The organism is Geodermatophilus sp. SYSU D00779, assembly GCF_054050595.1.
In genome coordinates this window covers 48,192-72,767 of the sequence record NZ_JBJGZQ010000003.1, presented here as the reverse complement: position 1 = coordinate 72,767, position 24,576 = coordinate 48,192, and the positions used below count along the sequence as shown (strand labels likewise).

Below are 24,576 nucleotides of genomic sequence, written 5' to 3'. Positions count from 1 at the left end.
GCGCCGGCGAGGTGACGCCGTGACCGCTCCGGCCGACTTCTGCCAGGTCGCGGCAGCGCCCGGACTGCCCGCGGGACGGCTCGACCCCGACCGCTGCTCGGTGCAGGCGCTGGTCCGCGGCGACTCCGGCGTCGCCACCGCCTCGCCGGCGCAGCGCTGGCTGCTGGTCGAGCAGCCGGGGCCGTGGGGCGTCGACGCGCTCACCCAGTCCCGGTTCGACCCCGCCGTCGCGCCGCGGCTGGCGCACCGGGCGCGGGTCGAGGGCGTGCGCGTGCTGTTGGTCCGCCGTCCCGGCGACCGGCTCACCGACTCGCAGCGCCGCTGGGCCTACGTCGACGGCCGGCCCGGCGCCGAGGGTGTGTGGTGGTCGGTGCGCGACAGCGACGCCGACCTGGTCGACGTGCCGTGGGACGGGTCGGTCGGCGAGCGGGCCGACCGGCCGCTCTACCTGGTGTGCGCGCACGGCGGGCACGACGCCTGCTGCGCGCTGCGCGGGCGGCCGCTGGCCCGGACGATGCCCGCTGACGACGTCTGGGAGTGCAGCCACCTCGGCGGCTGCCGGTTCGCCAGCAACGTGCTCGTGCTGCCGCACGGCTTCTACTACGGCCAGGTGCCCGGGGACGGCGCCGAGCTGGTCGAGGCGCACGCCGGTGGCCGGGTCGCGCTGCCCTGGCTGCGCGGCCGCTCCGGGCTGCCCGCGCCGGTGCAGGCGGCTCAGCAGACCGTCCGGGCAGAGCTGTCGCTGCTCGGGGTCGACGACCTGCAGCCGCGCGACGTGCGTCGGCTGACCCCGGCGGGGGTCGAGGTCGAGCGGTGGGTGGTCACGCTCGCCGGCCCGGACGGCGACGTCGTGACCGAGGTGGAGAGCCGGCCGTCGGGGGAGTCCGCGCCGCTCACCTGCCGGGCGCTGCACCCCGCGCACGGCCGCACCTGGCACGTGCGGCTGCTCTCCGGCATCTGAGCCCGGGACTCAGGCCGCGACACCGACCGGGGCCGGCCCGACCAACCCGTGCGCGTGCAACGTGTCGTACACCGCGGTCGCCAGGTCGCCGATCCGGTCCTCGTCGGGTGAGCTGTTCAGGCCCATGGCGACGATCAGCCCGGACTCCGGGAAGTACGCGTGCAGGAAGCGGAAACCGAGGGTCTGCCCCTCGTAGGACCAGGAGGTGCCCAGGGCGTCGGTCAGCTGGGCGACCCCCAGGCCGAAGCCCCTCGGGTCCTCGGGGCTCGTCGCCTCGATGGGCTCGCCCGTCGTCGTCGACACCAGGCTCAGCAGCTCGGCCATCTGCTGCGGCGGCAGCAGCCACCCGTCGTACAGCAGGCGTGCCCACAGGGTCATGTCCGCCGTCGTGCTCACGACGCCACCGGCGCCGCGGGCCCAGGACAGGCTGTACCGGCTGACGTCCTGCCCGACCAGTGCGGCCAGCTCGGGCTCGGTGGTCCGGCTGAAGTAGCCGGCCGGCTGGCGGTCGGCGATCCCCGGCGGGTAGCGGTGCGAGCGGTAGTACGTGTCCCTGAGGCCCAGCGGGCCGAGGAGCCGGGCGGAGAGCTGGGCGGCGTACCCGGTCCCGGTCACCCGCTCGACGACCAGCTCGGCGAGGACGTAGTTGGTGTTCGAGTAGCTGTACCCGGAGGTCGCGGGCAGGGCGGCCGCGTAGCCGAGCAGCTCCTCCCGGGAGAACTCCCGGAGCGGGTCGGCGGCGTAGTCGGCCAGGAACTCCGGGGCGTCGTCGTAGGTGGGGATGCCGCTGGTCATGCTCAGCAGGTGCCGGAGGGAGACGTCGGCCCACTGCGGGTACTGCGGCAGCCACCGGCCGACGGGGTCGTCGATCGAGAGGCGGCCCTCCGCCTCCAGCTGCAGCAGCAGCACGGAGGTCATCGCCTGGGTGTTGCTGCCGACCTGCCAGAGGGCGTCCGGCGACACCGGCACGGACCCGCCGAACGCCGTGGTCCCGGCGCTGACGTCCACCGTCTCCGGCCGGTCCCGGAGGCTGACGCCCACCGCGGCGGCCGAGACGTGCTCCGCCGCACCCCGCTCCTGCAGGTACTGCTCGAGGTCCGCCCGCAGGTCGGCTGCCAGGGCGGGGGTGGGGGCGCCCGGACCCGCTGCGGCGGCGGGGGCCACGAGGCCGGCCGTCACGGCCAGCACCGCGAGGACCGCGAGGACGAGTCCGGCTCGTCGGGGGCTGGGGTGTGCGCGTCGAGCGGTCATCGGGGGCTCCGCCGTGCGGGGGAACGTCCAGCGGCGGTCGCCGGACGCCGGGCACTGTCGTCCGACCCGCCGGTGCCGTCAACGGCCGCCGGTGCGCCGTGCTCAGGCCAGAGCGCGGCCTCGCGCGGCGAGCAGCGGGATGGCCAGCTCCGTCGCGGTGAGTGAGCCGTGGTAGCCGACCAGCCGGCTCGGGCCGGGTTCCCGCTCCGTGGCGGTCAGTGCCCAGGTGCCGCGGGCGAGCGCCACGACGTCGCCGATCCGCCCGGCCAGGTCGTCGTCCACCGGGCCGAAGACGCCGCTGGCGATGGCCTCGTCGCGGCCCGCGACCCAGGCGCGGTCCCCGAGGACCTCCTGCCACCGCGCCAGCAGGTCGGCCTCGGCGCCGGGGACGGCGTGCAGGTAGCGGGCCCGCGGCTCACCGGCGAGCAGCCGGACGCCCTCGGTGAGCTCGGGGGTGGCGTCGAGGTCGAGCCGGGTGCCCGGCGGGACGTCGAGCATCCCGTGGTCGGCGGTGACCAGCAGCGCGGCGTCGTCCGGCAGGTCGTCGACGACCTGCTCGACGAGCCGGTCGACGAGGGCCAGCTGGGCGCGCCAGCTGGCCGAGTCGACGCCGCGGACGTGACCGGTGAGGTCCAGCTCGGCGGTGTAGCCGTAGACGAGGGTGCGCGGCGCGGCGGCCAGCGACTCCAGCAGGACGGCGGCCAGATCGCCGGCGCCCACGGTGCCGGTGTAGCGCGCACCGCGGTAGGCGACGTTCGACAGCCCCGACCCGCGGAACGCGTAGGGCGCCACGGCGCTGACCTCGACCCCCGCCTCGGCGGCCTGCTCGAAGACGCTGCGCCGCGACATCCAGACGGCGGGGTCGGGGTCGTCGGTCCACTGGACGTGGTTGAGCGTGCGCTCCTCCCCCGGCACCGCCGTGACGAAGCCGAGGACGCCGTGGCTGCCCGGTGGCAGGCCGGTGCCCAGGGTGGTGAGGCTGACGGGGGTGGTGCTGGGGCATGGCGCGGAGAGGTCGCCGGCGGGGGTGGCGAGCCCGGCCAGGCTGGGCGCGACGTCCGCGTGGGCGCGGACCAGGTCGGCGCCGAGCCCGTCGACCAGCAGGACGGCGACCCGGCGGGCGCCGGCCAGCGCCGTGGTGAGGCCGAGCGGGTCGGGCGGCAGGTCACCGCGCTCCACGGGGACGCCGAGCGCGGTGGCGGCGCTGGGGAGGACGTCGGCGAGGGTGGCCGTGCCGTAGTCGGGCCGGGCCAGGTCGGGCGGGAGTCCGTCGACGGGGAGGCTCACGGGCGGGTCGCGAGCAGGTGCAGCCCGGCGGCGACGTCGCGGTAGGGCGAGCTGCCGGCCAGCGCCAGCTCCAGTCGGCGGACCGCCTCGGGCTCGGCGCCGGAGGCGACGTCGAGCAGGTCGGCGACGACCGAGACGCCGCGCCAGCTGCCCGGCTGCAGCCCGGCGGCCTCCACCAGGGCGAGCAGGTCGTCGGGGGCGAACCGGCGGCGGGCCGGACGACGGGCGCGCCGCGGGGCGGGGTCGCGGTCCTCGAGCAGGGCCAGCGCCTCGACCGGGTGGCCGGCGATCGCCCGGGCCAGCACGGCGCCGGCCCGGTTGGCCGAGGCGACGCTGGCGGTGCCGCCGGGGCGCAGGGCGCGGGCGAGCTCGCGCAGCGTGGTGGCGGGGTCGTCGACCACCTCGAGCACCGAGTGGCACAGCGCCAGGTCGTAGCCGCCGTCGGGTCCGGTGGACACGACCTCGTGCAGCCGGTCGCCGTCGCCCTGGACGCCGTGCACCCGCGACGCGACGCCGGCGGTCTCGGCCCGCCGGTTCAGCGTGGCGAGGGCGTCGGCGCTGGGGTCGACCACGGTGACGTCGTGGCCCATCTGGGCCAGCCGGACGGCGGAGTTGCCGCTGCCGCCGCCGACGTCGAGGACCCGCAGGGGGTGGCCTGCCCCGACGAGCGGGTCGAGGGCGGCCCAGACGGCGGCCGCGCGTGCGGGCAGCTGGTCCGCGGCGGACGAGGCGGGGGCAGACGGCGGCACCCGTCGGAGCCTAGCGGCGGTCGGTCCCGGCCACCGGTCCGCTCGCGGGGGTGCGTCCGGCGGCGGCGACGGCGGTGTGCGCTCGCGGCGCATCCCGGGCCGGGAACGCGCCGTCCGCGCACGTCACCGCCGCGCGACCGCGTCCTCCCTCACGCGGAGACCCCGTCGGCCGCCCGCCGGATCTCCTCGACGTCGATGCGGCGCATCTGCAGCATCGCCTCGGTGGCCCGCCGGGCTCGTCCGGGGTCGGGGTCGTTGAGCAGGGTGGTGAGCTCGGTCGGCACGACCTGCCAGGAGACGCCGAAGCGGTCCTTGAGCCAGCCGCACATGCTCTCCTCGCCGCCGTCGGTCAGGCGGTCCCAGTAGTGGTCGACCTCCTCCTGGTCGGCGCACATGATCTGGAAGGAGATGGCCTCGGTGAACGGGAACTGGGGGCCGCCGTTGAGGCCGACGTACTCCTGGCCGTCGAGGGTGAAGGAGACGGTCATCGCGGTGCCCTCGGGCATCGGCATGTCGGGGCCGTAGCGGGTGACCTCGCCGATCGATGAGTTCGGGAAGATCGAGGTGTAGTGGGCGGCGGCGTCCTCGGCCGCGCCGTCGAACCACAGGCACGGGATCTGCTTGGGCATGGGGGGTCCTCTCGGGGTGGGCAGGACGGTCGACTCCGGCGTCGAGGAGTAGACCGCCGTCCCACCCCCAGGTCATCGGTCGCCGGCGCGCGAGTTCGGCCGCGCGGACCCCGACCGCTGCACCCCGGCCGCCCGTGCGCCGGCCGGTGGCGGGCCACCGGGGTACAGCAGTGCGGCCCGCCGCGACCCGCCCGAGCCTGGCTGGCCCCGCTGCAGGATCCCGCCGTGAGCTCGCGGGTGGTGGGGGCAGCGGCGGCCCCGACCGGGTCCCGCCCCGAGCCTGCGAGGGTGGGGAGGACGGGGTCGCTCCTCAGTGGCCGGAGCTGCCCGGGCTGGAGTGCCACAGCTTGCGCGGCGGCGACGACGTCCCCCGGCGGGTGGCGTCGCGGCGGGCCACGGTCATGACGTCCTCCCCCGCCGGCTTGATGTCGGCGTAGGGCGACATCCGGAAGCCCGTGGGGTGCACCAGCACCGGTTTGACCACCACCGGCCGCGACCCGCGCGAGGCCGCCGCGCCGGCGATCGACTGCTCGGTGTACTCCCCCGCGGCGGCCATCTGCTCGGCCACCGCCTCCAGCCCGCCGGTCTCCCAGGCCTCGTGCAGCGCCGGCAGCTCCCACGCGCCGGTGGCCCGCAGCGAGACCCCCCGCGGGCCGGTACGGCGCAGCACCCCGCGGACCACCAGCAGCCACGAGTGGAAGACCGTCGAGGCGTAGGGACCCTGGGCGTCCTCGAAGAAGGTCGAGTCGGTGCAGCCGGTGCCGTCGTCGAGGGTCACGAAGACCACCCGGCGGCCGGAGCGGATCGGCGGTGTCTGGGTGGCCACCTTGACCCCGGCGACCAGCACCTCGGCGCCACTGCGGCTGGAGAGCAGCTCGCCGGCCGGCACCGCGCCGATCGCGGCGAGGAACGGCCGGTAAAAGTCGACGACGTGCCGGCTGGCGTCCAGGCCGAGCACCTCCAGCTCGGCGCGCACCAGCTCGGCGTCGGTGAACTCCGGCAGCCCGCTGCCCTCGGCCCAGCCGAGCCCCGGCTCCTCCGCCTCCTCGCCGGGCAGCTCGGTGCCCGTGTCGAGGCCCATGAGGTCGAGGCTGAGCTGCCCGGTCGTGGTGGCCCTCGCGCCGCTGCGGCTCCACCGGTCCAGCTCGCCGATCTGCAGCAGCAGGTCGCGGCGGGTGACCTGCCGGCGGCTGCGGGTGGGTCGGCCGGCCTCGCGGTCGCGGACCCCGAAGCCGTAGAGGGAGTCGAAGCCGCCGGCCAGCACCAGCCGCTCCACCACCGGCCGGGACACCGACGCCCGGTGCCAGAAGTCGGTGAGCGAGCGGTAGGGCTGCCCGGCGACGACCCGCTCCACCTCGTCGGCGGAGATGCCCTTCACGTCGGCCAGGGACAGCCGGATGCCGTAGCGGGACGGGTCGGGCATCGCCGCGGGCATCCACTCCGGCCGCGTCCAGCCCGGACCCTCCACCTCAGGTCCATCTCCAGGGTCGGCGGCGGACCCGAGCCGCTCGACCCGGTAGGTGCCAGCCGAGGCGTTGACGTCCAGGCCCAGCACCCGGACGCCGAAGTTGCGGGCGTCGTCGAGGATCAGCCGCTTCGGGTACATGCCCGGGTCGTGGGTGAGCACCCCGGCGAGGAAGGCCGCCGGGTGGTGGGTCTTCAGCCACGCCGACTGGTAGGTGGGCAGCGCGAACGCCGCGGCGTGGGCCTTGCAGAAGCCGAAGGAGCCGAAGGCGACCAGCACCTCCCACACCTGCTCGACCACCTCCACCGGATAGCGCTCCAGTGCCTCGGGCACGAACCAGGCCCGCACCTCGGGGTGCAGCTCCCGGTCCCCCAGCGCCCGGCGCGCCTCGTCGGCCTGGGCCAGGTCGCAGCCGGTCATCTGCGCCACGATCTGCAGCACCTGCTCGTGGAAGACGACCACCCCGGCGGTCTGCTCGAGGAACGGCGCGAGGTCGGGGTGCGGGTAGACCGGGTCCTGCCAGCCGTTCCGGGCCAGCAGGAACGGCGTGACCATGTCGCTCTTCACCGGGCCGGGCCGGAACAGCGAGATGTCGATGACGATGTCCTCGAACGTCTCCGGCCCGAACTTGCCGACCAGCTCCCGCTGCCCCGGCGACTCGATCTGGAACATGCCGAGCGTCCGGGTCGAGCGGACCAGCTCGAACGTCGTCGGGTCGTCACGCGGGATCGCGTCGATGTCGACGGTCTCGCCGTCGACCCGGGCCACCTCGTCGAGGGCGTGCGCGATCGCCGACTGCATCCGGATGCCGAGCAGGTCGAGCTTGAGCAGCCCGAGCTCCTCGACGTCGTCCTTGTCGAACTGGCTCATCGGGTAGCCCAGGTAGCTGTTCTCCACCGGGGTGCGGTCGAGCAGCGTGGCGTCGGAGAGCAGCACGCCGCACGGGTGCAGCGCGATGTGCCGCGGCAGCCCGTCGAGCCGGGCGACCAGGTCGAAGAGCAGGTCGAGGTCGCCGGTGCCGCCGCCGCGCCGCGAGCCCAGCCGGCTGGCCCGCAGCTCCGGGAGGTCCTTGAGCGCGGCGTGCACCTGGTTGGCCCGGATGTGCGGGAAGGCCTTGGCGACCGCGTCCACCTCGGCCGGCGGCAGGCCGAGCGCGGCGCCGACGTCGCGGATGGCGTGCCGCACCCGGTAGGTGTCCATCATCGAGATGCAGCTGACCCGGTGGGCGCCGAAGCGGTCGATGACCGCGTCGTACACCTCCATCCGGCGGGCGGACTCCACGTCGATGTCGACGTCGGGCAGCTGGTGGCGCAGCGGGGAGAGGAAGCGCTCCATCAGCAGGCCGTAGCGGATCGGGTCGACGTCGGAGATGCCCAGCAGGTGGGTGACCAGGCTGCCGGCGCCCGACCCCCGCGCCGCCGCCCGGACCCTCAGGCTCCTGATGAGGTCGACCACGTCGGCGACGGTGAGGAAGTAGGACGGGTAGCCGAGGGCGTCGATGACCGCCAGCTCGTCGTCCAGCCGCCGGACCACCTCCGCCGTCGGGGGCATCCCCCGCCGGCCCAGCCCGGCCTCGCAGCGGGCGCGCAGCACGGCCGAGGGGCCCATCCCCTGCTCGGCCGGGGTGGTGACCACGTCGAGCTCGGGGTAGCGCACGGTGCCGAGGCCGAGATCGGCACGGACGTCGACCGTGCACTGCTCGGCCAGCCGGGCGGTGCGCTCCAGCAGCCGCAGCGCCGCGTCGCGGTCGGGGCCGACGAGGTCCTCGGCGACCTCGGCCATCTCCTTGCCCGACTTCAGGTAGCCCTCGGCGGTGCGCCGGTCGACGTGCCGGGTGTCCAGCGGGACCAGCCGGCGCGCCGCGTCCAGGACGTCGGCGGTGGGCGCGTCGAGGGCGTCGACGTAGCGGACCGCGTTGGTCAGCACCGCCGGCACCCCCTCCGCGGCGGCGAAGCGCAGCAGCGCCTGCGCCCGGGAGCGGTCACCCCGGCCGCGGTGGTGCACGACCTCGAGCACCAGCGAGCCGGGACCGAACACCGCGCGCCAGGCGGCCAGCCGGGCGGAGGCCACGTCGGCCCGCCCGGCGGCCAGCGCCCGGCCCACCGGGGAGTCCGGGCCCAGCAGGGCCACCAGCCCGGGCGCGTGCTCGGCGGCCAGCGCGAGTGAGCTCACCGGCTCCCCGCGCGTGCCACGCAGGTGGGTGGCGCTGGTCAGCCGGCACAGCGACCGCCACCCCGCGCCGTCCCGGGCCAGGAAGGTGACCCGCGGCAGCCGCGGGTCGACGCTCGACCCGCCGCGGGCCGGCGAGCGGCGTCCGGCGCGGCCGCGTGCGTCGTCCGGCGCCCCCGGCCGGCGAGCTCGCGCCCGCTGCGCCGAGTGCACACCGCCGACCACGGGGGCCAGGGCCGGCGGGACGGCCGAGTCCACCGAGGGCGTCACGGCCAGGTCCACCCCGAACAGCGGCCGCACGTCGGCCGCCCGGCAGGCCAGCGCGAACTTCACCGCGCCGTAGAGCCCGTCGCGGTCGGTGAGCGCCAGGGCCCGCATGCCGTGCTCGGCCGCCCGCTCGACCAGGTCGACCGGGTGGTTGGCCCCGTACTGCATGGAGTAGCCCGAGGCGACGTGGAGGTGGACGAAGGGGTCGGGCCTCACCTCCCGTTCCGGTGCTCGGACCCGCCGACCACCCGGGGACGCGCGCGCCGGGGCGACTCCGGTGACGGCGTGCTGCCCAGGGCGTTCTCCACGACGGCGAGGAAGGCACGCACGTCGCGGACCAGATCGTCGGCCTCGCGGTCGGTGACGGCGTGGGACAGCCCGGCCTCGGCGGCGGCCCGCTTGGCCGCGCCGGCGGCGAAGAAGGTGGCCCACTCCCCCAGCTCGGGCGCCACCTGGCCGAGCAGCACCCAGGCGCTGCGCGGGCGGCGCCGTCCGGACTCCGGCCGGGTGCGGGCGGCCAGCACCGCGGCCGCGGCGCGCAGCGCGCCCAGGTGGGCGGTGGCGTAGCGCTGCCGGGCGTCGGCGCTCGCCGCCGCCTCGGCCAGCGCCCGGGAGGCCTGGTCGAGCAGCTGGCGGGCGGCCGGGGGCAGCGGCGGGGGCAGGGGCAGCTGGTCGGCCATGACGCGGACGGCCCCCATCAGTCGTGCACCCGCACGAGCGACCAGCGGTTGTCCGCCGACTCCCAGCTGAGGTCGAAGACGCCGGCGAAGCTCATCCGCGACCGGCCGGCCCGGACCGCCTCCACCCGCCACACCTCGCGGCTGGCGACCAGCTCGGCGGAGGCGCCACCGGCTCCCGCGGCACCGCGCTGCCACCACGGGGCGGTCTCCACCCACGAGTCGAGCAGCTCGCCGACGACGTAACGCGACTGCCCGCGCCAGAACTGCGCCGGCCCGAGCGGCCCGCGCTCGACCTGCACCTCCTCGCCGACCCGCTCGCCGACCCCGCTCAGCACCCGGCTCATGACAGACTCCCCACCCGCTCCGCCGCCCCACCGGCCCCGGCCCGCCGCACCGGGCGGGGAAGGACCCGGGTGCGGCGGGGGGCCGTCGTGGTTCGAACGCCTGTTCGAACCACGACGAGTACACCCTGCCGGCACCGACGACGTCAAGCGGGGCGCGCGGCCGGGTGCGCCGGCCGCACGGGGAGCCCGGGCCCGCAGCAGACCGCCCCGGCCGATGGCAGGATCGACGCATGAGCCGACCCGAGCACCCCCGGGTGGCCGCCATCTCCGCCCTCCTGGCCGAGGCCGGCGCGACCGGGCAGGTGCTCGAGCTGACCGGCAGCGCCCGCACCGCTGCCGAGGCGGCCGGAGAGCTCGGCGTCCCGGTCGGGGCCATCGCCAACAGCCTGCTGTTCGACGTCGACGGCGCGCCGCTGCTGGTCCTCACCAGCGGCGCCCACCGGGTCGACGTCACGAAGGTCGCCGGGCTGCTCGGCGTCCGCGACGTGCGCCCGGCGTCGGCCGACTCCGTGCGCCGGCACACCGGCCAGCCGATCGGCGGTGTCGCCCCGATCGGCCACCCGGAGCCGATCGGCACGCTGGTCGACATCGAGCTGGCCCGGCACGACCGGGTCTGGGCCGCCGCCGGACACCCGCACGCGGTCTTCCCGACCAGCTACGAGGAGCTGCTGCGGCTCACCGGCGGGACCGCCGCCGAGATCGGGGACGGCCCGGTGGCGCTGCCCGAGGAGGTGTCCTCGTGACCGGGACGACGCCCGCGGCGCGGGTCACCGAGCTGCCCACCGGCTGGCTGCGCGACCACATGCACGAGGCGCTGGCCATCTACGGCGAGGCGATGGGCTACAGCCCCTCGGTGGTCGCCGGGCGGTACGGCTACGCCATCCAGCACACCGAGCGCCCCGGGTTCCGCGCGGTCGGCGCCTTCGTGGAGACCCCCGACGGGGAGGTCCTCGTCGGGTTCGGCTACGGCTACCTGGTCGCGCCCGGCCAGTGGTGGCACGACCAGGTGCGCGCCGCGCTCGACCGGCGGACGGCGAAGCGCTGGCTGCCCGGCGCCTTCGAGGTCTGCGAGCTGCACGTGCACCCCGCCCACCAGAGCCGCGGCCTGGGCCGCCAGCTGCTGCACGCCCTGGTGGCCGGCCTCCCCTACCCGGCGGCGCTGCTGTCGACCCCGGACAACGACACCAAGGCCTTCCGGCTGTACCACGCCGACGGCTTCGTCGACCTGGCCCGCAACCACCGCTTCCCCGGTGACTCGCGCCCCTTCGCCATCCTCGGCGCCCGCCTGCCGCTGCCGCCCCCGGCACCGCGGTCCGACCGCACGTGAGCGAGCTCGCGAGCTCACGCAGGGGCGCAGCAGGGCTGCCACGGCCGACGAGCGCCGGCGAGGGGGCCGTGGACGTCGATGCTCCCGTCGACGCCGTCGTCGTCGGCGCCGGGCACAACGGGCTGGTCGCCGCCTGCTACCTGGCCCGCGCCGGGCTGCGGGTGGAGGTCCTCGAGCGCGACGAGGTGCTCGGCGGCGCGGTCTCGACCGTGGAGCGCTGGCCGGGCGTGCGGGTCGACCGCGGCTCCAGCGCGCACGTGATCGTCCGGCAGAGCGGCATCGTCGAGGAGCTCGACCTCGCGGCGCACGGCCTGCGCTACGTCGACTGCGACCCGTGGGGCTTCGCGCCCGCCCCGTCCCCCGGCGACCCCGGCCCCGACGGCCGGCCGCTGGTGTTCTCCGTCGACCTGGACGCCACCTGCGCCTCGATCGCCGACGCCTGCGGGCCCGAGGACGCCGCCGCCTACCGGCGCTTCGTCGAGGTGTGGGCCCCGCGCAGCCGCGCCGTCGTCGGCTCCTTCGCGCGGCGGCCGACGGTGGGCGGGCTGGCCCGCTCCTTCTGGCCGCTCGGCGCCCCGGCCGACGGCCGGCCGCGGACCCCCGGCGGCGACCTCGCCGTCGACTTCCTCGGCTCCGGCGACGCGCTGCTCGACCGGTGGTTCACCAGCGAGCGGCTCAAGGCGGCCCTGGCCTGGTTCGGCGCGCAGTCCGGCCCGCCGGTGTCGGAACCGGGCACCGCGGCGATGGTCGCCTGGGCGACGCTGCTGCACGACGTCCCGCCCGGCCACCCGGTGGGCGGCTCCGGCGGGCTCACCCAGGCGCTGCGCCGCCGGCTCGAGGCCGACGGCGGGCACGTCGCCCTGGGGGACGCCGCGACCCGGCTGCTGGTCGAGGACGGCCGGGTGACCGGCGTCGAGACGGCGTCGGGACGGCGGGTCGCGGCCCCGGTCGTCGTCGCCGCCTGCCACGTGCTGGCCACCCGCGACCTGGCCGGGGAGCACGCCCCGCCGGCGCTGGCCGGCGCCGCCCCGCCGGTGGGCAACGGCTTCGGCCTGGTGGTGCGGGCGCTGACCGACGCCCCGCCGTCCTACCCGGGGGCCGACCCGGCGGTGGCGCTGGGCGGGCTGCAGCTGCTGTGCACCGACCGCGCGCAGCTGGCCGCCGCCCACGGCGACTGGCTGGCCGGCCGGCTGCCCCGCGAGCCGGTGCCGCTGGCGATGTGCTTCTCGGCCACCGACGACACGCTCGCACCGCCCGGGCAGCACGTGGTCACCGTGTGGGGCCAGTGGTACCCCTACGCGCTGGCCGACGGCGGGGACTGGGACGCCCTCGCCGAGGCCGAGGCGGTGCGGCTGGTCGCCGCCGTCGACCGCTTCGCGCCCGGCTTCGCCGCCTCGGTGCAGCGGACGTACGTGCAGACCCCGCTGCTGCTCGAACGGGAACTGTCGCTGCTGCGTGGCAACGTCATGCACGTGGAGATGGGGCTGGCCAGCATGTTCGCCTTCCGGCCGACGCCGGCCCTGTCCGGCTACAGGGTGCCCGGCCTGGCCGGCCTCTACCTCGCGGGCGCCTCCACCCACCCCGGCGGCGGGGTGTCGGGCAACTCCGGGCGGACGGCGGCCCGCGTCGTCCTCGGCGACCGGAGCGTGCCCGTCCGCGCGCGCGAGGCCCTCCGGCGCGGGCTGGCCCGGGTGCGCCGGTGAGCGGTCTGCTCGCCGCGCGGCCGGGCAACCGGCCGGCCGCGCTCCCGTGGGCACCGGCGGTGCTGCTGGTGCTCACCGCGATCGCGTATCCGCTGACCGACGACGGCGGCGCGGTCCGCGGCGCGGTCACCTGGCTGATCGTGCTGCTCGGCTCGACGGTGTCCGTGGTGCACGCGACGGTCAGCCGGGGAGCCCGCACCGGGGCCGGGGTCCTGCTGGTCACCGCGGCCACCGCCGTGGTGTTCGAGGCGGTCGGCCTGGCCACCGGGTTCCCGTACGGCGAGTACACCTACAGCGACGACCTCGGGCCCACGCTGCTCGGCGTCCCGTTCCTCGTGCCGCTGGCCTGGCTGATGATGGCCTGGCCGAGCTGGCTGCTGGCCCGCCGGCTCAGCCGTGACGTGCGGGCCGGCCGTCGGCGCCCGGTCCGCGTGGCGGTGGCCGCGGCGGTGTTCGCGGGGTGGGACGTCGTCCTCGACCCGCAGATGGTGCAGGCCGGCTACTGGACCTGGGCGCACCCGCGGCCGGGGCTGCCGGGCATCGACACGGTGCCGCTGACCAACCTGGCCGGCTGGTTGCTCGCCGGGCTGGTCCTCATGGCGCTGCTCGACCTGCTGGTCACCCGCACCGCCCTCGAGCCGCCACGCACCGGCGACGGCGCCCCGCTGCTGGTGCTCGGCTGGATGACCCTCGGCGGCGCGCTGGCGCACGCCGGCTGGCTGGGGCTGCCCGGGTCCGCGGTGTGGGGGGTGCTGCTCGCCGTCCCGGTGCTGCTGGCGCTGGCGCTCCAGGCCCGCCGGACCCGGTGAGCGAGCTCGCGACCGCGTCCATGGGGACAGCAGCGTCCGCGAACGCGGCCGCCGAGTACCGCGAGGAGGACCCGTGAGCGACCGGCTGCTGCGGGTCCTCTCCGGCGCGGCGGTCGCCGGGGCGCTGCACGCGGCGGTCAACGTGGCGCTGCTGCGCCGTCCCCCGACGGGGCCGCCGCCGGTGCGCCGGCCGGTCACCGTCGTCCTGCCGGTGCGCGACGAGGAGGAGCAGGTCGGCGGCTGCCTGGCCGCGGTGCTGGCCCAGCAGGACGTGCCGGACCTGCGGGTGGTCGTCGTGGACGACGGCTCGACCGACGGCACCGCCGACGTCGTGCGCGCGGTCGCCGACCCGCGGGTGCGCCTGGTGGCCGCGGCCGACCCGCCGCCGGGCTGGCTGGGCAAACCGCACGCCTGCGCCACCGGGGCCGACCTCGCGGCGGACGCGGACGACGGCGTGCTGGTCTTCCTCGACGCGGACGTCCGGCTGTTCCCCGACGCGGTGGCCGGCGCGGTCGCCGTCCTCGACGCGCACCGTCTGGACCTGGTCTCCCCCTGGCCGCGGCCGGTGACCGCGAGCGTGGCCGAGCGCCTGGTGCAGCCGCTGGGCCCGTGGCTGTGGGTCACCACGCTGCCGGTGCGGCTGGCCGAGCGCTCGCCGCGGCCGTCGCTGACCGCGGCCAACGGGCAGTTCCTCGTCGTCCGGCGGGCGGCGTACGCGCGGGCCGGCGGGCACGGCGCGGTGCGCGGCGAGGTGATCGAGGACGTCGCGCTGGCCCGGGCGGTGAAGCGGGCCGGCGGCCGGGCGGTGCCGGTCGACGGGTCACGGCTGGCCGCCTGCCGGATGTACGACGGCTGGCCGGCGCTGCGGGCCGGCTACGCCAAGTCGCTGTGGGCCTCGGTCGGCGGGTCGCCGGGGGCCAGCGTGGCCGTGGCGGCCGGGCTGAGCGCGGTGTGGGTGCTGCCGGCGCTGGCTGCGGTGCGCGGGTCGCGGACCGGTCTGGTGGGCTACGCGGCGGGGGTCGCCGGGCGGGCGGTGTCGGCCGCGGCGACCGGCGGCCGGGTCTGGCCGGACTCGCTGGCGCACCCGCTGTCGATGCTGCTGTTCGACGTGCTGCTGGCCGGGTCGGTGAGGGGGCGGCGGCGGGGCACGCTGTCCTGGCGGGGGCGCGCCCTGTAGGAACACCCGGTGCCGTCGTCAGGGCCTCCGGCGGCCCGAGCACCGTCGGCAGCGCCCCTCGCCGAGGCCGCCGCGGTGTCCCTCGCCTGGCACGTCGTCCTCGTGGCCGCTCGCCGTCGCGGTCGGCTGCGCGACGGCTGTCCGGTGGCTGACCCGCCCGACCGCCCTGGCCTCGCTGCCCGACCGGGGGTGGCCGAGGATGACCGGGTGACCAGCCCCCACGCGCGCGTGCACTTCGACCCGGCGGACATGGACGGCGGCGCCTTCTACCGGGTGCTCAACTCCGTCGTGGTGCCCCGGCCGATCGCCTGGGTGGCCAGCCGCTCGGCCGAGGGCGTGCTGAACCTGGCGCCGCACTCCTTCTACACCGTGGCGTGCGTCGTCCCGCCGGTCGTGCAGTTCACCTCCGTGGGCCGCAAGGACACGCTGGACAACGTCGAGGCGACCGGTGAGTTCACCGTCAGCCTCACGCCGGAGTGGCTGTTCGAGCAGGTGAACGCCACGGGCACCGACTTCCCGCACGGCGTCAGCGAGGCCGAGGAGGTCGGTGTCGCGCTGGAGCCGAGCGAGCGGGTCGGCGTCCCCCGGGTCGCGGAGTCGCCGGTCGCGGTGGAGTGCACGCTGCACTCGACGGTGCGGCTGGGCGACAGCACGGTGGTCTTCGGCCGGGTGGAGCTGATCAGCGTGTGGGAGAGCGCGGTCGAGGGCGGGCGGCCGCGCATCGAGCGCCTCCGGCCGCTGGCCCGCCTGGGGGGGAACGAGTGGACGGCGCTCGGTGAGGTCCGCGAGATCAAGCGGATCCCCTACCGCCGCTGGACCGAGGACCCGACCATCGGCGAGGAGCTCCGCGGCCAGTAGCTCAGCCGGGCAGGTGGGCGGCGATCTCCTCGGCGGCGTCGGCGCCGAAGGCGTCGGCGAAGCGCTCGAGGAACGGCTCGCGCCGCAGCTCGTACTCCTGGGTGCCGATGACCTCGACGGCCTCGGTGGCGACCGCCGACCCCAGCTGGGTGGCCCGCTCGAGTCCCAGCCCCCACGCCCGGCCGGCGATGAACCCGGCGCGCAGCGCGTCGCCGCCGCCGGTGGGCTCGACCGGCTTGGTCTCCGGGACGGCGATGACCTCGATCGGCTCGGCACCGGCCTGCCGCACGAGCACGCCGTCGGCCGCCCGGGTGGTGATCCAGGTGCCCACCCGGTCGAGCACCTCGGCGTCGCTCCACCCGGTCTTCTGCAGCAGCAGCGCGGCCTCGTACTCGTTGGTGAACAGCAGGTCCGCGCCGTCGACGAGGTCGCGGATCATCTCGCCGTCGGCCCAGGCCAGCTGCTGGCTGGGGTCGGCGGCGAAGGGGTAGCCGCGGTCCCGGCACTCCCGGGTGTGCCGCACCATCGCCGTCGGGTCGTTGGGGCCGACGACGACCAGGTCCAGCGCGCCCACACGGTCGGCGACGGGGGCCAGCTCGATGGACGAGGCCTCCGACATCGCCCCCGAGTAGAACGACGCGATCTGGTTGTTCACCACGTCGGTGGTGCAGACGAAGCGGGCGGTGTGCTTGAACTCCGACCAGTGCACGCTCGCGGTGTCCACGCCGTGCCGGGTGAGCCAGGCGTCGTAGTCGGCGAAGTCGCTGCCCACGGCGCCCACCAGCACCGGGGCGAGGCCGAGCAGCCCGAGCCCGTAGGCCATGTTGGCGCCGGCACCGCCGCGGTGCTGCACCAGGTCGTCGACCAGGAACGACAGCGACACGTTCTCCATCTGGCCCTCGACGAACTGCTCGGTGAACTTCCCCGGGAAGGTCATCAGGTGGTCGGTGGCGATGGAGCCGGTGACGGCGACGGGCACGGGGACGCTCCCTCGGGGTGGCGTGCAGCGAGACGCCCGGTGGCGTCGGACGACGACCCCACCACCTTAGGAGCCGCGATCCGCGCCTGCCCGACGGCGGCGGCCGGCGGAGCCGGTCCCCACCGGGTCCTCACGCCGGCACGGTCGCGCCCAGGTGGCGGCCGCTGGGCCGGGGGATGCCGGCAGCGGCGTAGATCTCCGGCTCCTCGAGCGTCTCGTGCTCGAGGAGCTGCTCGACGATGGCCTCGAGCCGGTCCCGGTTCTCCCGCAGCAGCCTGCGGGCCTCGGCGTAGCTCTCCTCGCTGATCCGGCGCACCTCCTCGTCGACGGTGTCGAGCATGGCGTCGGAGACACCCGCCAACCGCGGGTCGGCGTCCTTGGGCAGGACGGAGACCGGACCGACGCGCTGCGACATGCCCCACCGGCCGGCCATCGCCCGGGCGATCCGGGTGCTGTTCTCCAGGTCGTTCTCCGCGCCGGTGGTGACCACGCCGAAGACCTCCTCCTCGGCCGCCATGCCGCCCAGCGCGCCGATGATCCGGCCGCGCAGGTAGCGCTCGTCGTAGCCGTAGCGGTCGGCCTCGGGGGTGGAGAGGGTGACCCCGAGCGCCCGGCCGCGGGGGATGATCGTGACCTTGCGGACCGGGTCGGCACCCGGCTGCAGCATGCCGAGCAGCGCGTGTCCGGCCTCGTGGTACGCGGTGCGCCGGCGCTCCTCGGGCGGGATCACGACGTCCCGCTCGGCGCCGAGCTGGATCCGCTCCAGGGCGTCGCCGAAGTCGCGGGCCGACACGCTGTCCGCGCCGCGGCGAGCGGCGCCGATGGCCGCCTGGTTGACCAGGTTGGCCAGGTCGGCACCGGTCATGCCGGGGGTGACGGCGGCGACCTGGTGCAGGTCGACGTCGTCGGCGAGCGGGACGCCGCGGACGTGCACCTGCAGGATCGCGTAGCGACCGTCGAGGTCCGGCGGGTTGACCGTGATGGTGCGGTCGAAGCGGCCGGGACGCAGCAGCGCGGGGTCGAGGACGTCGGGCCGGTTGGTGGCCGCCATGACGACCACGCCCTCGGCACCGGAGAAGCCGTCCATCTCGGTGAGGATCTGGTTGAGCGTCTGCTCGCGCTCGTCGTGGCCGCCCTGGGCGACCGCCCCGCCGCGGGCCCGGCCGATGGTGTCGATCTCGTCGATGAAGACGATCGCGGGGGCCACCTTGCGGGCCTCGGCGAACAGCTCGCGGACCCGCTGCGCCCCGACGCCGACGATCATCTCGATGAACTCCGACGCGCTGGCGGAGAAGAACGGCACGCCGGCCTCTCCTGCCGTGGCGCGGGCCAGCAGCGTCTTGCCGGTCCCGGGTGGGCCGGCGAGCAGGACGCCCTTGGGGGCGCGGGCCCCCAGCCGCCGGTACTTGTCCGGGTTGCGCAGGAAGTCCACGACCTCGTTGATCTCGGCCTCGACCTCGTCGATGCCCGCCACGTCGTCGAACGTGACGCGGACGCTCTCCGGGTCGACCGGCTTGCGCCTGCTGCTCCCGCCGCCGAACAGGCCGGCGCCGAGCTGGCGCTGACGCCGGAACAGCCACCAGTAGAAGGCGACCAGCAGCAGGATGGGGGCGAAGGAGATCAACAGGTTCCACAGCGCGCCGCGCTGCTCGACCACCGGCTCGGCGCTGACCGTGGCGCCGGCGTCCTCGAGGCGGGTGAGCAGGTCGTCCTCGGCGAAGGTCGGGCGCTCGGTGGCGAACTGCCTGTAGTCCTCACCCGACCCGCCGGGGACGGGGCGGGCGGCGCGCAGCTCACCCTGGATCGTCGACCCCCGGGCGAAGACCTCCGCCACGTTGCGCGCGTCCACCTGGTCGGAGAACTCGGTGTAGGAGATGGGAACCGGCGCGTCGCCCTGGTCCTGCCAGGTCACCAGGCCGAACAGCAGCAGGTAGACGAGCAGCGCGACGGCGAACGGGCGCAGCCGCCGGAGGCGCGAGGGCCGGTCCCCGTCGTCCTGGCCCGGCGGCACGCCCTCGGTGCGCCAGGGACGCTCGGGGGCCCGGTTCTCCGGCTGCGGGCTGGGCCGGCCGCGACGGGTGGCACCCGAGGGCCGGGTCGGTCGGTCGTCCATGTGCGGTCTCCGGTGGGCTCGGCGGGATCGCTCCCCTCCTACCCCGCCCGAGCCGCCCGGCAGTCGCCGCCGGGTGGAGCCTCCGTCCGGCCCCCTGCAGGATCCCGCCGCGAGCTCGCTCGTGGCGGGAGGCAGGGGTCCTTCAGTCGGCAAGCGCCCGCCGCAGCGCCGTCCCCAGCTGGGCGACGCCGACGACGCCGAGCAGGCAGCCGACCGCCGTCCCGCAGGTGACCACCGCCGCGGACCAGCCGAGGCCCGCCACCACCCCGGCCCCGCCGAGGGTGAAGCCGGTCATGGCGACCCGGGTGGGGCGCTCCCAGACCGACAGCTCCCCGGTCTCGGTGACGCCGGCCTGCCCGGCCCGGGCACGCAGGTAGTCCGGCAGCCAGCACAGCCCGCCGAACACCGCGGCCAGCCAGCCGGGGGCGCCGGCCACCCAGAGCGCGGCGGCGAACGCCCCCTCGCTGAGCCGGTCGACGGCCGAGTCGAGGACGAAGCCGCGGCGCGAGGCCCGCCCGGTCGCGATGGCCAGCGCCCCGTCGAGCCCGTCCAGGACGGCGGAGACCCCGACCAGCACCCCGGCGAGCACCAACCACGGGCCACCGACCGCAGCGGGGACGACGGCGGCCGCGGCGACGAGCAGCCCCGCGGCGGTCACCGCGACCGGCGGCAGCCCGGCGACCCGCCGTGCCAGGGCGTACACGCCGGACAACCAGCCGTGCACCAGCCGGCTGGCCGCCGGGTCGGCCCCTCCGTGCCACGTCGACCAGGCGGCGAGGTACTCCTCGCGGCTCAGCACGGCGCCCGCTCCACCAGCGCAGTCCACCAGGCGCGGCGGACCGGGGACAGTGGAGGGGTGCTCCCCGGTCTCTCCCCCGCCCGACGCCGTCTGGTCGTCAGCGTCCTGGGTCTCGCGGTCGTCGCCGTCCTGGTCACCGGCGCGGCGCTGCTGCTGGGCCGGCTGTCGGGCGCCGCGGGCCGCGAGCCGGTGTCGCAGGACACACCCGGCCCGGTGCTGCTCGTGCCCGGCTACGGCGGCTCGACCGCGGCGCTGCAGCCGCTGGCCGACCGGCTGACCGCCGAGGGGCGCGACGCCACGGTGGTCGACGTGCCCGGCGACGGCACCGGGGACCTCGGCGCCGCGGCCGACGCGCTCGGCGAGGCCGCCGACGCCGCCCTGGAGCGCACCGGCGCGGAGAGCGTGGACGTGGTCGGCTACTCCGCCGGGGGTGTCATCGCCCGGCTGTGGGTGGCCGACGGCGGCGCGGCCGTCACGAGGCGGGTGGTGACCCTGGGCTCCCCGCACCACGGCACGACGCTGGCCGACCTGGCCGGGCAGGTGGCACCGGAGGAGTGCCCCGAGGCCTGCCGCCAGCTGGCCACCGCGAGCCCGCTGCTCGCCGGCCTCAACGCCGGCGACGAGACGCCGGAGGGGCCGGCCTGGATCACGATCTGGACGGCGCAGGACGAGACGGTGACCCCACCGGAGTCCGCCCGGCTGGAGGGCGCGCTGGAGCTGCCGGTGCAGTCGGTCTGCCCCGGCGCCCGCGTCGGCCACGGCGACCTGCCGCGCGACCCGCTGGTGCAGGCGATGGTGCTCGAGGAGCTGGGCGCCGCGCCGCCGGCCGCGCTGGGCCCCGACGACTGCGCCCGCCTCGGCGGCTGAGGCAGGACCCCCTCCCTCCACCGGGGAGAGGCGCCTGCGGGAGGCGCCCCGGCTCGCCACCGCGCTCCTGCAGGCGGCGACGTCACTGCTGGAGGACGGCGCCCGCCCCGGGCTGTTCGCCGCACCCGTGGCCCCGCCGCCGGGCGCGGACCCGGAGGACCGCCTGGTCGCCCTCCTCGGCCGTCGGCGCGCGGCAGCTAGCTGGTGACGTCCTTGGTGGTGAAGTTCGCCCAGGCCGCGGCCAGCAGCACGCCGACGTAGACCCCCTGCAGCGCCAGCCCGCGGACGACGTCCCGCCACAGGATCGGGTCGCGGAACAGGTCGACGAAGGCCAGCCAGTACCGGGTGGGCAGGTAGGGCGCGATCGGCGAGGCGGCGTCCAGGGTGAACAGCAGCGAGGAGGTGACCAGCACCGCCAGCGCGCCGAGCGCGGCGGCCAGCGGCGAGTCGGTCAGCGTGGAGAAGAACAGCCCGAAGGCGGCGACGCCGAGCATGGAGACCGTCACGTACCCGATCGCCATGAGGCTGCGGCCGGCCAGCGCCTGCTGCGACAGCGAGGTGCCCGACACCGACGTCCCGCCACCGACGGGCTGGGCGTCGAACAGCGTCGTCCCGACGACGTAGCCGACACCCGCCACCACCAGCACGGTCACCAGCACGAACGCGATGACCGCGACCAGCTTGGCGACGAGCAGCCGGGTGCGCCCGGCCGGCCGGACCAGCAGGTAGCGCAGCGTGCCGGCCTGCGCCTCCCCGGCGACGGCGTCCCCGGCCACGACGGCGACCGCGATGGGCAGGAACAGCGGCAGCACGATGGCCAGCGCCGCCAGCGGGAACAGCGCGCCGTTGGTGAGGACCGCGGACAGGAACGGCGGGCCCTCCCCCGGCCGCGGGGCCAGGTCGGTCAGCTGCACCAGGACGGCGACCAGCACCGGCAGCGCGTTGAGGACGGCGATCGTCACCCAGGTGCGCGGACGGCGGAACAGCTTGCGCAGCTCGACGCCGATCACCGGGCCGCCTCCACCCGGTCGGCGCTGGTGCCGGCCGCGGCGAGCACGACCTCCTCCAGGGTGGGGCGCTGCAGCGCCAGCCCGGTCACCGGCACCCCCGCGCCCACGAGCAGCGCGTTGACCTCGGCCGGGTCGGCTCCGCGCACCACCACCCGCGAGCCCTCGACCCCGAGCACCCGCCCGTCGAGCACGGCCCGCACCCGGTCGGCGGCCGGGGTGTCCACCACCGTCGCGCCGGTGGGCGCGGTCAGCCGGGCCAGCTCGTCCTGCAGCACCAGCCGGCCGCGGTCCAGCACGCCGACCCGGGTGCACAGCTGCTCGACCTCGGCCAGCAGGTGGCTGGAGAGGAAGACCGTCGTCCCGCCGCGGTGCAGCTCCAGCAGCAGGTCCCGGATCTCGTGGATGCCCTGCGGGTCCAGGCCGTTGGTCGGCTCGTCGAGCACCAGCAGCTCCGGGCGGCGCAGCAGCGCGGCGGCCAGCCCGAGCCGCTGCCGCATGCCGAGGGAGTAGGCGCGCACCGGCCGGCGGTCGATGCCGCCGAGGCCCACCTGGTCGAGCACCTCCTCGATGCGGGCACGGCGGGTGCGCCGGGAGCCGCCCGGCCCGGCCGCGTCGATCAGCGCGAGGTTGGCCCGGCCGGACAGGTGCCCGTGGTGCGCCGGCCCCTCGACCAGCGCGCCCACCCGGGGCAGCACCCGGCGGCCGGCGCGCGGCATGCGCTCGCCCAGCAGCTCGACCTCGCCCGCGGTCGGCAGCACCAGGCCCAGCAGCATCCGCACCGTCGTCGTCTTGCCCGAGCCGTTGGCGCCGAGGAAGCCGTAGACGTCACCGGCGCGGACGTCGAGGTCGATGCCGTCGACCGCGCGCAGCCGGCCGTAGCGCTTGACCAGCCCCCGGGTGCGGATCACCGAGCTCACGACGCCGCCCCGGGCAGCCGGCGGGCGGCGTCGGCCAGTGCGTCGAGGGTGACCGTGCCGGTGAGCACGTAGGCCGGGCCGTCCGGCGGGGTGACCAGCATCAGCCCCAGCGGACCCGCGGCGACCCGGGTGCCGAGCTCGTCGGTGACGGCGTCCGGGCCGGCGGTCAGCGCCTCGCGCAGCCCCCCGGCCAGCCGGCCGGGCACCGGCGCGGCCGCCAGCAGGGTCACGCCGCGGCCGTACACGCCGACCGCACCGGGCACGCCCGCGGAGGTCCGCCGCGGCAGGCCGGCCAGCTCTGCGGGCAGCCGCACGTGCGGCGCCCGCTCCTCGGCCTGCGCGATCAGCTCCTCGGTGTCCGGCGCGGTCAGCAGGGTCGCCTCCGGCGGTGGGGTGAAGGCGACGACGTCCGCCGGGGGGACGGCGAGGTCCAGGTCGAGGAAGCGGGTGTCCAGCGCCGCGAGGTCGGCGTCCTCGGCGAACACCTGCACCTGCAGCGGCAGCCCGCTGGCGGGGTCGACCCACACGTCGACCCGGCCCACGGACGCGGCCGGCTCGGCGGGCACCAGCCGCAGGCCGACGGCGTCGCGGCCGGCCACCCGGCGGGCGCCGATGCGGGAGAGCTCGTCGTCGGTGGCCTCGGACAGCAGCCGCCGGCCGAGCGCGGCGGGCAGCAGGTCCGGCGGGGTGGGCAGCGCGAGGGGGGCCGGGGCGCCACGGGTGGCGGTGGCGGCCTCGAAATCCCAGGCCCAGGTGCCGCCGGGGTCGCGGTGCACGCCGGTCTCCCCCGCCGCGGTCACCACGTCGACCCGGTGGTCCTCCGGCCCACGCCACCACACCCGCATCAGCGTCCGGTCGCTGAACAGGTCGGCGACGTCGGTGAGCCGCTCGGACACCGGCAGGGCCAGGCCCCCGGCGGAGACCGCGTAGCCGGAGAAGCCGACGTCCGCGCTGGCCAGCACCGCGGCCCGCAGCTGCGCCGCCGGGACCTCGGTGTCGTCGGCGGGCAGCGCCGCGACGACCGACGGCAGCGCCGCCAGCGCCGCGACGAGCAGGCCGACCGCCGCCCATCGGGCGAGCGCGCCTCGCCCCCGTGCCGCCATGCGCCCCACGGTACGAGCGGACGGCGACCGGCCCGGGCCCACTGGGACGCCCGGCCCCTGCACGGTCCCGCCGCGAGCGCGCGAGGGGCGAGGTGCAGGGGTCCTTCTTCAGTGCGCCGCGGAGGAGGCCTTGCGCCGGTGCACCGTGAGGTTCATGACGAGCACGACCAGCGCCCCGACGACGAGTCCGACGAGCGCGCTGGCGAGGGTGTTGACGAGCCACCCCACGACCCCGCCGAGGGCCCCGGTGGCCTCGTGCGCCGCCTCCTCCAGGTGGTGCACGGCCCCGTACACGGCGTGCAGGCCCAGCTCGTCACTGCCGACCAGCAGGATGTGACCGCCGACCCACAGCATCGCGGCGGTCCCGACCACGGTCAGGGCCGTGAGCAGCCGCGGCATGGCCTTCACCAGTCCGTGGCCGAAGCGGGAGACCCCCTTCCCGGGACGTTGGGACAAGGACAGCCCGACGTCGTCCATCTTCACGATGAGGCCGACGACGCCGTAGACGAGGACCGTGATGCCGACCGCGACGACCGCGAGGATCACCGCGCGGGACCAGAAGCCCTCGTCGGCCACCTCGTTCAGCGAGATCACCATGATCTCCGCCGAGAGGATGAAGTCGGTGCGCACGGCCCCGGACACGATCGTCTTCTCGTCCGGGAGCGCCTGCTCCACCGGTCCGTGGGCGTCGGAGTGGCCGCTGAGCTTGTGCCAGACCTTCTCCGCGCCCTCGTAGCAGAGGTAGGCGCCGCCGATCATGAGGATCGGGGTGAGCAGCCACGGCAGGAACTGGCTGAGCAGCAGGATGGCGGGTAGGATGATCACCAGTTTGTTGCGCAACGAGCCCAGGGCGATGCGCTTGATGATCGGGATCTCCCGCTCGGCGGCGAGGCCGTGCACGTACTGCGGCGTGACGGCCGTGTCGTCGACGACGACACCCGCGGCCTTGACGCTGGCTCGTCCTGCAGCCGCCCCGATGTCGTCGACGGAGGCGGCGGCGGCGCGCGCCAGGACCGCCACGTCGTCGAACAGGGCTACGAGTCCACCGGCCACGTGACGTCCTCCCAGTTGGTCAGCACTCGTGTGCAGTCTCGGTGATCGTGGTCCGTCCC

The 24,576-nt window shown here is 76.5% G+C and carries 22 protein-coding genes; 8 read left to right on the top strand and 14 right to left on the bottom strand.

The features are described from left to right. The first annotated feature begins 19 nt into the window (after positions 1–19). Positions 20–961 carry a sucrase ferredoxin gene (locus ACI79G_RS02875; protein WP_456879539.1) on the top strand — a complete coding sequence of 314 codons (942 nt, stop codon included), beginning with the start codon at positions 20–22 and terminating at the stop codon, positions 959–961. Between the two features lie 9 nt (positions 962–970). On the opposite strand, the gene ACI79G_RS02870 is transcribed toward ACI79G_RS02875, so the two are convergent. From ACI79G_RS02870 to ACI79G_RS02840, 7 genes are all read right to left on the bottom strand, one after another. Further along, positions 971–2,212, bottom strand: coding sequence for a serine hydrolase domain-containing protein (locus ACI79G_RS02870; protein WP_456879537.1), 1,242 nt, complete (start codon positions 2,210–2,212; stop codon positions 971–973). Between the two features lie 102 nt (positions 2,213–2,314). After that, a complete protein-coding gene (locus ACI79G_RS02865; RefSeq protein ID WP_456879535.1) occupies positions 2,315–3,499 on the bottom strand; it encodes an alkaline phosphatase family protein in 1,185 nt (394 codons plus the stop codon). After that, positions 3,496–4,248 (bottom strand): class I SAM-dependent methyltransferase, encoded by a 753-nt coding sequence (locus ACI79G_RS02860; RefSeq protein WP_456879533.1) that lies wholly within the window; start codon positions 4,246–4,248, stop codon positions 3,496–3,498. The genes ACI79G_RS02865 and ACI79G_RS02860 overlap by 4 nt, the downstream gene beginning before the upstream one ends. A gap of 149 nt (positions 4,249–4,397) precedes the next feature. Next, positions 4,398–4,877 (bottom strand): VOC family protein, encoded by a 480-nt coding sequence (locus ACI79G_RS02855; protein ID WP_456879531.1) that lies wholly within the window; start codon positions 4,875–4,877, stop codon positions 4,398–4,400. Between the two features lie 310 nt (positions 4,878–5,187). Then, on the bottom strand, positions 5,188–8,994 hold the full coding sequence (locus ACI79G_RS02850) for a DNA polymerase III subunit alpha (protein ID WP_456879529.1): 3,807 nt from the start codon (positions 8,992–8,994) through the stop codon (positions 5,188–5,190). Beyond that, positions 8,991–9,476 carry an SAV_6107 family HEPN domain-containing protein gene (locus ACI79G_RS02845; RefSeq protein ID WP_091219359.1) on the bottom strand — a complete coding sequence of 162 codons (486 nt, stop codon included), beginning with the start codon at positions 9,474–9,476 and terminating at the stop codon, positions 8,991–8,993. The genes ACI79G_RS02850 and ACI79G_RS02845 overlap by 4 nt, the downstream gene beginning before the upstream one ends. Then, positions 9,476–9,802 carry a DUF6504 family protein gene (locus ACI79G_RS02840; protein ID WP_456879527.1) on the bottom strand — a complete coding sequence of 109 codons (327 nt, stop codon included), beginning with the start codon at positions 9,800–9,802 and terminating at the stop codon, positions 9,476–9,478. Before ACI79G_RS02840 ends, ACI79G_RS02845 begins: the two co-directional genes overlap by 1 nt. Before the next feature lie 230 nt (positions 9,803–10,032). Between ACI79G_RS02840 and ACI79G_RS02835 the strand changes: the two genes are divergently transcribed. The 6 genes from ACI79G_RS02835 to ACI79G_RS02810 all read left to right on the top strand — a co-directional run bounded on the left by ACI79G_RS02835 (position 10,033) and on the right by ACI79G_RS02810 (position 15,676). Continuing rightward, entirely contained in the window at positions 10,033–10,545 is a 513-nt protein-coding gene (locus tag ACI79G_RS02835; RefSeq protein ID WP_456879525.1) for a YbaK/EbsC family protein, read from the top strand. Further along, complete coding sequence (locus ACI79G_RS02830; protein WP_091219366.1) at positions 10,542–11,129, top strand: GNAT family N-acetyltransferase; 588 nt, start codon at positions 10,542–10,544, stop codon at positions 11,127–11,129. Before ACI79G_RS02835 ends, ACI79G_RS02830 begins: the two co-directional genes overlap by 4 nt. Before the next feature lie 68 nt (positions 11,130–11,197). After that, positions 11,198–12,832 carry a phytoene desaturase family protein gene (locus tag ACI79G_RS02825; protein WP_456879523.1) on the top strand — a complete coding sequence of 545 codons (1,635 nt, stop codon included), beginning with the start codon at positions 11,198–11,200 and terminating at the stop codon, positions 12,830–12,832. Then, positions 12,829–13,641 (top strand): carotenoid biosynthesis protein, encoded by an 813-nt coding sequence (locus ACI79G_RS02820; RefSeq protein WP_456879520.1) that lies wholly within the window; start codon positions 12,829–12,831, stop codon positions 13,639–13,641. The genes ACI79G_RS02825 and ACI79G_RS02820 overlap by 4 nt, the downstream gene beginning before the upstream one ends. A gap of 73 nt (positions 13,642–13,714) precedes the next feature. Beyond that, a complete protein-coding gene (locus ACI79G_RS02815; RefSeq protein ID WP_456879517.1) occupies positions 13,715–14,818 on the top strand; it encodes a glycosyltransferase in 1,104 nt (367 codons plus the stop codon). Positions 14,819–15,025: 207 nt separating this feature from the next. After that, on the top strand, positions 15,026–15,676 hold the full coding sequence (locus ACI79G_RS02810) for a flavin reductase family protein (protein ID WP_456879515.1): 651 nt from the start codon (positions 15,026–15,028) through the stop codon (positions 15,674–15,676). Position 15,677: 1 nt separating this feature from the next. Here the strand turns inward: ACI79G_RS02810 and ACI79G_RS02805 are convergent, their stop codons facing one another. The 3 genes from ACI79G_RS02805 to ACI79G_RS02795 all read right to left on the bottom strand — a co-directional run bounded on the left by ACI79G_RS02805 (position 15,678) and on the right by ACI79G_RS02795 (position 19,567). Continuing rightward, positions 15,678–16,655, bottom strand: coding sequence for a carbohydrate kinase family protein (locus ACI79G_RS02805; protein ID WP_456879513.1), 978 nt, complete (start codon positions 16,653–16,655; stop codon positions 15,678–15,680). A gap of 130 nt (positions 16,656–16,785) precedes the next feature. Then, positions 16,786–18,768 carry an ATP-dependent zinc metalloprotease FtsH gene (ftsH, locus tag ACI79G_RS02800; RefSeq protein ID WP_456879512.1) on the bottom strand — a complete coding sequence of 661 codons (1,983 nt, stop codon included), beginning with the start codon at positions 18,766–18,768 and terminating at the stop codon, positions 16,786–16,788. Positions 18,769–18,910: 142 nt separating this feature from the next. Continuing rightward, positions 18,911–19,567 carry a CDP-alcohol phosphatidyltransferase family protein gene (locus tag ACI79G_RS02795; protein ID WP_456879510.1) on the bottom strand — a complete coding sequence of 219 codons (657 nt, stop codon included), beginning with the start codon at positions 19,565–19,567 and terminating at the stop codon, positions 18,911–18,913. A gap of 57 nt (positions 19,568–19,624) precedes the next feature. On the opposite strand from ACI79G_RS02795, the gene ACI79G_RS02790 reads away from it, so the two are divergent. After that, the gene (locus ACI79G_RS02790; RefSeq protein WP_456879508.1) at positions 19,625–20,434 is read left to right on the top strand and encodes a lipase family alpha/beta hydrolase; all 810 of its coding nucleotides are present in this window, start codon (positions 19,625–19,627) and stop codon (positions 20,432–20,434) included. A 197-nt stretch (positions 20,435–20,631) separates the two neighbouring features. Here the strand turns inward: ACI79G_RS02790 and ACI79G_RS02785 are convergent, their stop codons facing one another. From ACI79G_RS02785 to ACI79G_RS02770, 4 genes are all read right to left on the bottom strand, one after another. Continuing rightward, positions 20,632–21,444, bottom strand: coding sequence for an ABC transporter permease (locus ACI79G_RS02785; protein ID WP_456879507.1), 813 nt, complete (start codon positions 21,442–21,444; stop codon positions 20,632–20,634). Then, positions 21,441–22,361, bottom strand: coding sequence for an ABC transporter ATP-binding protein (locus ACI79G_RS02780; protein WP_456879506.1), 921 nt, complete (start codon positions 22,359–22,361; stop codon positions 21,441–21,443). Before ACI79G_RS02780 ends, ACI79G_RS02785 begins: the two co-directional genes overlap by 4 nt. Then, positions 22,358–23,464, bottom strand: a complete 1,107-nt coding sequence (locus tag ACI79G_RS02775) for a transcriptional regulator (RefSeq protein WP_456879504.1) — start codon at positions 23,462–23,464, stop codon at positions 22,358–22,360. The genes ACI79G_RS02780 and ACI79G_RS02775 overlap by 4 nt, the downstream gene beginning before the upstream one ends. 108 nt (positions 23,465–23,572) lie before the next feature. After that, the gene (locus ACI79G_RS02770; RefSeq protein ID WP_456879503.1) at positions 23,573–24,517 is read right to left on the bottom strand and encodes a DUF808 domain-containing protein; all 945 of its coding nucleotides are present in this window, start codon (positions 24,515–24,517) and stop codon (positions 23,573–23,575) included. Positions 24,518–24,576 lie beyond the last annotated feature (59 nt).

Coding starts and splice junctions, on each gene's coding strand:
- ACI79G_RS02870 (WP_456879537.1), bottom strand. CDS start 2,212: ATGACCGCTCGACGCGCACACCCCAGCCCCCGACGAGCCGGACTCGTC.
- ACI79G_RS02855 (WP_456879531.1), bottom strand. CDS start 4,877: ATGCCCAAGCAGATCCCGTGCCTGTGGTTCGACGGCGCGGCCGAGGAC.
- ACI79G_RS02845 (WP_091219359.1), bottom strand. CDS start 9,476: ATGGGGGCCGTCCGCGTCATGGCCGACCAGCTGCCCCTGCCCCCGCCG.
- ACI79G_RS02840 (WP_456879527.1), bottom strand. CDS start 9,802: ATGAGCCGGGTGCTGAGCGGGGTCGGCGAGCGGGTCGGCGAGGAGGTG.
- ACI79G_RS02835 (WP_456879525.1), top strand. CDS start 10,033: ATGAGCCGACCCGAGCACCCCCGGGTGGCCGCCATCTCCGCCCTCCTG.
- ftsH (WP_456879512.1), bottom strand. CDS start 18,768: ATGGACGACCGACCGACCCGGCCCTCGGGTGCCACCCGTCGCGGCCGG.
- ACI79G_RS02775 (WP_456879504.1), bottom strand. CDS start 23,464: ATGGCGGCACGGGGGCGAGGCGCGCTCGCCCGATGGGCGGCGGTCGGC.